This is a genomic window from Microvirga sp. KLBC 81, from assembly GCF_003075415.1.
GTDB lineage: Bacteria > Pseudomonadota > Alphaproteobacteria > Rhizobiales > Beijerinckiaceae > Microvirga.
This window is the reverse complement of sequence record NZ_QDAH01000142.1, coordinates 1-7,734: the sequence shown is the minus strand read 5'-3', so window position 1 is coordinate 7,734 and position 7,734 is coordinate 1. Positions and strand designations below refer to the sequence as shown.

Sequence of the window (7,734 nt, the reverse complement as noted above, 5' to 3'; positions counted from 1 at the left end):
TCTCGTTGAGCCTGAGGCGTGCCGCAACTATTTCACCGCCGCCGGATACGGATTCGTCTGAATGCCCGATGCTCTAGGAAGCGGTGTGCCTTGATCCCGATCTCCGCCGCTGCGCCCGTATCTATTGTGAGTTCGCCGGCGAAGCTGTGCCCGCCTCTTGTGCTGCTGCACCCTCATTAGACTAAAGGCGACCAAGATTTGTGCTTATGACAACGTTGTCTTTGTGTCTGATGGCGCTATGGTAACGTTGTCATTTGATGGATGGGACATGGCGAGCCTAAGATCACCACTCGACGAAACGATCCGCGGAATACCCCCTGGATCCGGCTCAGTTTCCCTCGAAACCGTCGCGGCTCAAGCGTGGCGGCCGGCCGACAACGCGATGCCTTTGCCTGTGCTGACCTTGGACGAAGCTGCCTTTCGCGAGAATTGCAGACAGATGTTCGCCTTTGCGAGGAGCCATGGTGCGGCCCTGGCGCCACATGCCAAGACGCCAATGTCTCCCGATATCGTCAAGCTGCTGCTTGAGCAGGGTGCCTGGGGGGCTACAACGGCCAACCTTCAGCAAACGGCCGTTCTCCTGAAGGCTGGGTGCCAGCGGCTCCTGCTCGCGAACCAGATCGGCGGTGATGCTAGCGGGAGGCGGCTGGGTGAACTGCTCAAGCGGTACCCGAATGCCGACGTGCGGGTCTTCGCGGATTCGCCACAGGCCGTCAGTGCTCTTGCGGTCGCGGGTCAATACGCCGGTCGGCCTGTCCCGGTCCTTGTTGAGGTCGGACGCGGTCGCGCAGGTGCAAGGGATATTTACTCAGCAAAGGACGTGATCCGCAGCATCGTGTCGGAGCCCGACTATGTGCGCCTTGCCGGGGTGGCGACTTACGAAGGTGCAGTGGCCAGCGCCGATCCGGTGGCAACTCGGAAAGCGATCGAGGATCTTTCCGAGCTCGCCGCGCAGACATTCCACTTGGTGCGCGAGCAGGCTCCAGCCGCTCCCCTGATGCTGAGCGCAGGGGGATCCGCCTTCTTCGACTTGGTGGTCACGGCTTTGCGGCCGATCGTGGCGGCAGACGGAAACGCGACACTCGCTCTGCGCAGCGGCGCCATCTTCTTTCACGATCATGGCGTCTATGAGCGTGCGCTCCGCGCCATGGACGACCGCAAGGGGTTCGTGATCGATGGTGAGATCCGCTCTGCAGCTGCTGCCTTCACGCCGGCGCTACGGCTGTGGGCCGAGGTGCTTTCGCGCCCGGAACCGGAGCTCGCCATCTGCGGCATGGGGATGCGGGACGTGTCTTCCGATAAGGACCTTCCCATTCCGCTCACCATCTACCGGAATGGCCGCCTGCTTCCCATCGACGGCTCCGCGGATTCTCTGCGGGTCAGCAAGCTGAACGACCAGCATGCCTTTCTCAGGCTCTCGCCCGGGACTGATCTTGCGGTTGGAGACGTTGTGGAGTTCGGAATTTCCCATCCCTGCACGTGCCTTGACCGCTGGCGCGTTTTCTACGGGCTGGATGAGGACGGTCGGGTCCGCTCCGCCTTTCAGACCTATTTCGGATAGGCGGCCATGAATCTGAATTTCCAACAGCTCTGGCGTTATCAGGACCGCTTCATCGAGGGTGTCGTTCTCACGGTTACCCTGACGGGTATCGCGGCCGTTGCAGGCACTCTCATCGGCCTCTTGGGAGCCATTCTCGTTCGCAGTGGCCCGCGCCCCGTGCGATGGTTCATTCGAAGCTATATCGAGATCATCCGGAACACGCCCGCACTGATCCAGATCTTTCTGATCTTCTTCGTCCTGCCGGCATTCGGCCTGAAGCTGCCCCCGTTTGAGGCCGCAAGCGTCGCTCTGAGCATCTACTTCGGTGCATACGCGATCGAGATCATCCGTTCCGGTCTCGACACTATTCCTCGCAGTCAGGTCGAGGCGGGGGCCTGCCTTGGATTGTCCCGATGGCAGGTATTCCGGCATATCGTGCTCGCACCTGCACTGCGCAATATTTACCCTGCCTTCACGAGCCAGTTTGTGCTGCTGCTTCTTGGAACGTCCATAGCATCCCAGATTTCAGCCGAAGAGCTGTTTCACACGGCCAGTTTTGTCGAAAGCCGCACCTACCGCAGCTTTGAAGTCTATGCCGTCGTTTGCGCGATCTACTTCGCACTCGCAATGACTTTTAAGGGTGCGTTCGCGGTTATTGGCCGGCTGGCGTTCCGCTGGCCAATCCGACGCTGATAAGGGGCAGACATGCGCGTCTTTACAACGTCCGATCTGTTCTCGCTCTTTGCTGCCCTCCAATGGACGATCGTTCTCGTCACATTGGCGATTGCACTCGGAGCACCTCTGGCGCTCGCCCTTGCCCTGATGAGGATCAGCAAGATCGCGCCGCTGCGTTGGATCGCAGCTGCATATCTCCAGCTGGTTCAAGGTATCCCTCTCCTAGGGCTCCTGATGTTTTTCTACTTTGGCGTGCCAGTGTTCCTGGGCGTCCAGGTTCCTGCCATCGTGGCCGTCGGAATAGCGTTCGCAGCTTACAGCAGCGCCTTTCTCGGCGAGATCTGGCGCGGTGGAATCCAGGCGGTAAAGCAGGCCCAATGGGAGGCTGCAGCCTGTCTCGGCATAACGCGGTGGCAGCAGTTCCGCTATGTGATCGCTCCACAGGCGTTGCGCATCGCTTTGCCGGCCACGGTCGGGTTCATGGTCCAGCTCATCAAGGGGACCTCGTTGGCGTCCGTCGTCGGATTCGTTGAGCTTGCTCGCGCAGGCCAGCTGGCAAGCGCGGCGACTTTCCAGCCTTTGCTGGTCTACTCGGTCGTCGCCACGATCTACTTTGCAATGTGTTTCCCACTCACCGTCTGGTCCCGTTCCTTGGAGGCTCGTCTCAATGGCGCTCGTTGAAATCCGTGATGTGCGCAAGAGCTTTGGCGCGAATGAAGTTCTGAAGGGCGTCTCTCTCGACATCAATGAAGGAGAGATCGTTACCATTATCGGGCGGAGCGGATCCGGCAAGAGCACGTTGCTTCGATGCATCAACGCTCTTGAGCAGATCGACGGTGGAGAAATCCGGGTGGAAGGCAAAGCCGTCCGGACGGACATGCGGGATCTGCGGCAGTTTCGGCAGCGTGTCGGGATCGTGTTCCAAGCGTTCAATCTCTTTCCGCATCTCACGGTCGAGAAAAACATCACCTTGGCTCCCGTTCTCACCGGCAGGACCAGTAAGCAGAAAGCGCGCCAGCTGGCGCTCGATGTCCTCGAACGGGTTGGCTTGGCGGAGAAGGTCGATGCCTATCCGGAGCAGCTCTCCGGCGGCCAGCAGCAGCGCGTGGCCATCGCCCGCTGCCTGGCCATGGCGCCGCACCTTATGCTCTTCGACGAAGTAACATCGGCGCTCGATCCGGAGCTCGTCGGCGAAGTCCTCAAGGTCATGGAGGACATGGCTCGGCAGGGCATGACGATGGTTCTCGTAACGCACGAGATGGGGTTCGCGCGCAATGTGGCCTCCAAGATCGTATTCATGCATCAGGGCAAAGTCTGGGAGCAGGGTATGCCTGCTGAACTGTTCGCAAACCCTCGGACGCCAGAACTCAAGAGTTTCATCAGCTCGATCAAGTAGCGTGCCAGAGGGGCAATCTACGACGAGGTTAGCGCAAGGAGAGGATCACTTATGAAAAAGTTACGCAATCTGATTGCTGCTGCGGCAGCATCCCTTCTCATCGCGGTTCCCACATTGGCCAAGGCCGACAAGCTTCAGGACATCCTCGGAGCAGGAACGCTGAGGGTCGGTCTGCTCCTGGACGCTGCCCCGTGGGGATACAAGGATGCCAAGGGCGAAGCCACGGGTCTGGATGTCGATCTCGCCAAGCTCATGGCGTCCGACATGGGTGTCAAGCTCGAAATCGTGCCGTTGACGGGTGCCAGCCGTATCCCGAGCATTCTTGCCGACAAGGTCGATGTGCTCGTTGCCGCGATGGGTGCTACACCGGAGCGCGCTCAGCAAGTGATGTTCTCCCAGCCTTATGCGGCCGTGAACTTGGGCGTCTTCGGTCCGAAAAGCCTGCCCGTCACCAAGAATCCGGCCGATCTGAAGGGACGCTCGATTGCTGTCGCCAAGGGTAGCACGCTCGACGTATGGCTGACGGACAATGCCAAGGATGCGAAGATCGTGCGCTTCGAAGATACGCCTTCGGCCATCGCGGCGTACTTGAGCGGTCAGGCGGAGACATTCGCCGAGAACAGTGCGATTGCCTTGAAGGTTGCCGAGGACAATGTCGGCAAAGAGGTCGAGCTCAAGTATCTGATCCGTCAGTCCCCCGCTCACATCGGCGTCGCTCAGGGAGAGCAGAACCTTCTGAACTGGATCAACACCTTCCTGTTCTACAATCGGCTGAACGGAAAGCTGAGCGAGCTCCAGCTCAAGCACTTCAAGGAAGCTCAAACGCTGCCGCACATGTAAGCATCTTCGGCTTCGATTCAGCGGCGGTAGTGAATTACCGCCGCCTCTTTCAAGGTTATTTTTCATGCATACGGGCGTGTACCATTCGCTTGATTTCACCGCTGAGGGAAAGTCGGTTGACTTTCTCAGCATTCCCTTCTCGGTTGATCGATCACCCTACTTTCAGGTCAAGGTACCAATGGTGCGGATCAAGCGGGGGACCGGCCCGCGCGTTTTGCTGATGGCTGGCAACCATGGCGACGAGTATGAAGGTGAGCTCTCGCTGATGCGCCTCATCCGTCGTCTCGATCCGGACATGATCAGGGGTGAGATCACGATTCTGCCGCTCGCCAATACGCCTGCAGTGATGGCCGCGCGGCGGCGCTCTCCCCTGGATAACGGCAATCTCAACCGAGCTTTCCCAGGTGATCTCGCTGGATCTCCCACCTTCCGGATCGCCTATTTCCTCGAACGGGAGTTGTTTCCCCGTCACGACGTTGTTTTTGACCTCCACTCCGGTGGTACGACGATGGCCCATCTGCCCTGTGCGCTCATCGAGCGGCAAGGGCCGGCTGACCAATTCGCTCGGGCCTTAGATCTGATGAAGGCTACAGGTCTTGGTCACGGCTTTATCGCAGAGAATGGCGCAACAGCGCCCACATCCATGGCTGCTGCCGCCAGAGCTGGCGCTATCGGGCTCAGTGGTGAGTTTGGTGGCGGCGGAACAGTTACTCCTGAAACCATGACTGCAACAAGCAGGGCGGTCGATAACCTTCTGCTGACGCTCGGCATCGTCGACAAGCGGGTGCTCAGTTCGCAAAACATTGATCGTGAACCCATGCAATTGCTTGCTCTGGACAGCCATGAGCAATCGATCTTTGCCACCCGTCGTGGCTGGTTCGAACCCGCTGTCGTTCTTGGCGCTCGAGTGGAAAAAGGCGACGTTGCCGGATGGTACCACGATCTAAGCCGGATCGACACGCCTGAAGAAACGCTTCGCTTCCACGAATCCGGAATTGTCATCGCACGTCGGCTTCCAGCAGACAGTGAGGCAGGGGACTGCCTGATCCAAGTCGCACGCCCAATTGACGAGCGGGCGGTTCTGAACCGGCCATTGCAATGAATGAGCGCCCAGACGGAGGATCGGTGTCACCGACCTTTGATCAAGTCGTCCGGATCGGAAAGCCCGTCAGTCCTGAACACGGGGTCGACCGAAAACCCGTGCGCATCGAGGAAGTGGCACGTATCGCCGGGGTTTCGCCGATCACGGTCTCGCGGGCTCTCCGTCAGCCGGACCGGGTGTCGGAGGAAAAGCGCCTCAAGGTCCAACGCGCCATTGAGGCTACGGGCTATGCATCCAACCCCCATGCGCGAGCACTGAGATCCGGCCGCTCGAACATCGTTGCGGCTTTCGTCTCGAACATTCTCAGCCAGCAGTTTGGACTGGCCGTTCAAGGCTGCGCCGAAGTGCTGGAGCCCCATGGATTTCAGCTCATGGTCGGACAAACCTCGTATTCTTATGCGAGGGAAACCTCGATGATCCAGTCGCTCCTGGCATTGCGCCCGGCGGCTGTCTTATTCACCGGTGTGGTGGAACTGGAAGAAAACCGGACGTTCCTGCGCGACCTCGGTGTCCCCGTCGTGGAGACCTGGGCATTCCCGCGTGACCCGATCGATATGCTGGTCGGGTTTTCCAATACCGACGGCGGTCGAATGGTCGCGCAACACTTCGCTGCGCAAGGATACCGCCGAGTCGCGTTCATCGGACGAAGCGGAGGTCGCGGCCAACTGCGCCTAGGCGGCTTCCGCGAAGGCGTGAGCGCCTCGGGGCTCGAGCTGGTGGCAGAGCTGAGCTTGGATACGGTTTCAGGTCTCTCGGATGGACAGCGGGCTCTAAATCGGCTCCTTGCCAACCATGAGAAGATTGACGCTGTTTTTTGCGCCAATGATCTCATTGCAATGGGCGCATTACTCGAGGCTTCGAGGCGTGGGCTCCATGTGCCGAGCGACATTGCAATCGCAGGATTTGGGGATAGCGATCTGGCAGCTGAGATCCCGCCGGGCTTGACAACCATTCGGATGGACTGTCGCCAGATCGGCTGCCGCGCCGGCGAAATGCTGCTTGCCCGCTTGAGCGGAGCAACAACCGACCTGTCCAGCGAGACCGTCGCACTGGAGCTCGTTAAACGCGGAAGCACTTAAATCTGCGCGGAAGATTATTTCATCAAACCTGACGAGGAACCTGCCATGACACCTGAAGAGAAGCTAACAGCCCTTGGTTTGACACTGCCCGAAGCGCCGATACCGGTTGCCAATTACGTGCCGTATCGTTGGGCGGGTAATCTGCTGTTCCTATCAGGGCAGGGGCCTAAGCGTTTGGACGGAACGTATCGTCCGGGACGCCTTGGAAGAGACATCTCGATCGAGGAGGCCTATGAGGAGGCTCGCCTCACAGGCCTCAATCTCTTGGCCGTTGCAAAATCAGCGCTTGGTGAGCTCAACCGGATTGAGGCTGTCATCAAGTTGCTTGGTATGGTGAACGCCGAGGCTGACTTCTCAGATCATCCCAAGGTGATTAACGGATGCTCAGACCTCTTGGTCGATGTTCTGGGGGATGCCGGTCGCCATGCACGTTCCGCCGTCGGCATGGGGTCGCTGCCCAATCGAATGGCAGTAGAAATTGAGGCTATCCTCCTCGTCAGAACTTAAGCCTGCCGGCAGGCCTTTCCATCAAGACACCATAATGACAGGCGCTGTCGGCCTGCCCCGATTGGGTGATCCGAATGTGATGCCGATTCAGGGTTGGCCGCGGCGTTTGCGGCTGAGTAAGTCAATCTCCAGCCTTTACTGGTCCGCTGTGCCAGAGGTGTTTGCGCATTGGCAGGAGTGGAGGGACTCGAACCCCCAACCCCCGGTTTTGGAGACCGGTGCTCTAGCCGATTGAGCTACACTCCTGCGAGGCCAGTCCATGTGCGCCGACCAGAGGTGGGGCCTTATCGGACGAACGCTCCCGGCCGTCAAGCTCCGGATCCGTCCCAGCACCTGAATGTGTCTGTGGCCGAGCCCGCATTCTCCCTCGCGGGCACCGGAACGTCTGCTATGGCGCGCAAGCAGGGCCCCAGTTAATGCCTAAAACTGCTGCTTCTGGTACATCTCGGATATTGCGCGTTGGTTGGCTTGCGGGCGGTAAGCGGACCTCTCCGCAATTGCGCTTAAAGACCGTTTTTGACCGAGGTCGTGTGAAAACGCGATGTCGGACTGTCCGTGATGGCCGCTGTTTGCGTATGCAGCCCCGGCCGGCATG

The 7,734-nt window shown here is 59.3% G+C and carries 8 protein-coding genes and 1 tRNA gene; 8 read left to right on the top strand and 1 reads right to left on the bottom strand.

Features of this window, described 5'->3' with window-relative positions; translation table 11 throughout:
- The first annotated feature begins 268 nt into the window (after positions 1-268).
- The 8 genes from DC522_RS31670 to DC522_RS31635 all read left to right on the top strand — a co-directional run bounded on the left by DC522_RS31670 (position 269) and on the right by DC522_RS31635 (position 7,139).
- A complete protein-coding gene (locus DC522_RS31670; RefSeq protein WP_116532431.1) occupies positions 269-1,561 on the top strand; it encodes an alanine racemase in 1,293 nt (430 codons plus the stop codon).
- A 6-nt stretch (positions 1,562-1,567) separates the two neighbouring features.
- Positions 1,568-2,233 carry an amino acid ABC transporter permease gene (locus DC522_RS31665; protein WP_116532430.1) on the top strand — a complete coding sequence of 222 codons (666 nt, stop codon included), beginning with the start codon at positions 1,568-1,570 and terminating at the stop codon, positions 2,231-2,233.
- A gap of 12 nt (positions 2,234-2,245) precedes the next feature.
- Positions 2,246-2,896 (top strand): amino acid ABC transporter permease, encoded by a 651-nt coding sequence (locus DC522_RS31660; RefSeq protein WP_116532429.1) that lies wholly within the window; start codon positions 2,246-2,248, stop codon positions 2,894-2,896.
- Positions 2,883-3,611, top strand: coding sequence for an amino acid ABC transporter ATP-binding protein (locus DC522_RS31655; protein WP_116532428.1), 729 nt, complete (start codon positions 2,883-2,885; stop codon positions 3,609-3,611). The genes DC522_RS31660 and DC522_RS31655 overlap by 14 nt, the downstream gene beginning before the upstream one ends.
- 51 nt (positions 3,612-3,662) lie before the next feature.
- Positions 3,663-4,451, top strand: coding sequence for a transporter substrate-binding domain-containing protein (locus DC522_RS31650; protein ID WP_116532427.1), 789 nt, complete (start codon positions 3,663-3,665; stop codon positions 4,449-4,451).
- A 64-nt stretch (positions 4,452-4,515) separates the two neighbouring features.
- Positions 4,516-5,553: a succinylglutamate desuccinylase/aspartoacylase family protein gene (locus DC522_RS31645; RefSeq protein ID WP_116532426.1), complete on the top strand. Its 1,038-nt coding sequence runs from the start codon at positions 4,516-4,518 to the stop codon at positions 5,551-5,553.
- Positions 5,554-5,576: 23 nt separating this feature from the next.
- The gene (locus tag DC522_RS31640; protein ID WP_371681007.1) at positions 5,577-6,632 is read left to right on the top strand and encodes a LacI family DNA-binding transcriptional regulator; all 1,056 of its coding nucleotides are present in this window, start codon (positions 5,577-5,579) and stop codon (positions 6,630-6,632) included.
- 45 nt (positions 6,633-6,677) lie between these two features.
- Positions 6,678-7,139 carry a RidA family protein gene (locus tag DC522_RS31635; RefSeq protein WP_205769883.1) on the top strand — a complete coding sequence of 154 codons (462 nt, stop codon included), beginning with the start codon at positions 6,678-6,680 and terminating at the stop codon, positions 7,137-7,139.
- Positions 7,140-7,308: 169 nt separating this feature from the next.
- On the opposite strand, the gene DC522_RS31630 is transcribed toward DC522_RS31635, so the two are convergent.
- Positions 7,309-7,385, bottom strand: a tRNA-Trp gene (locus DC522_RS31630).
- Between the last annotated feature and the right edge of the window lie 349 nt (positions 7,386-7,734).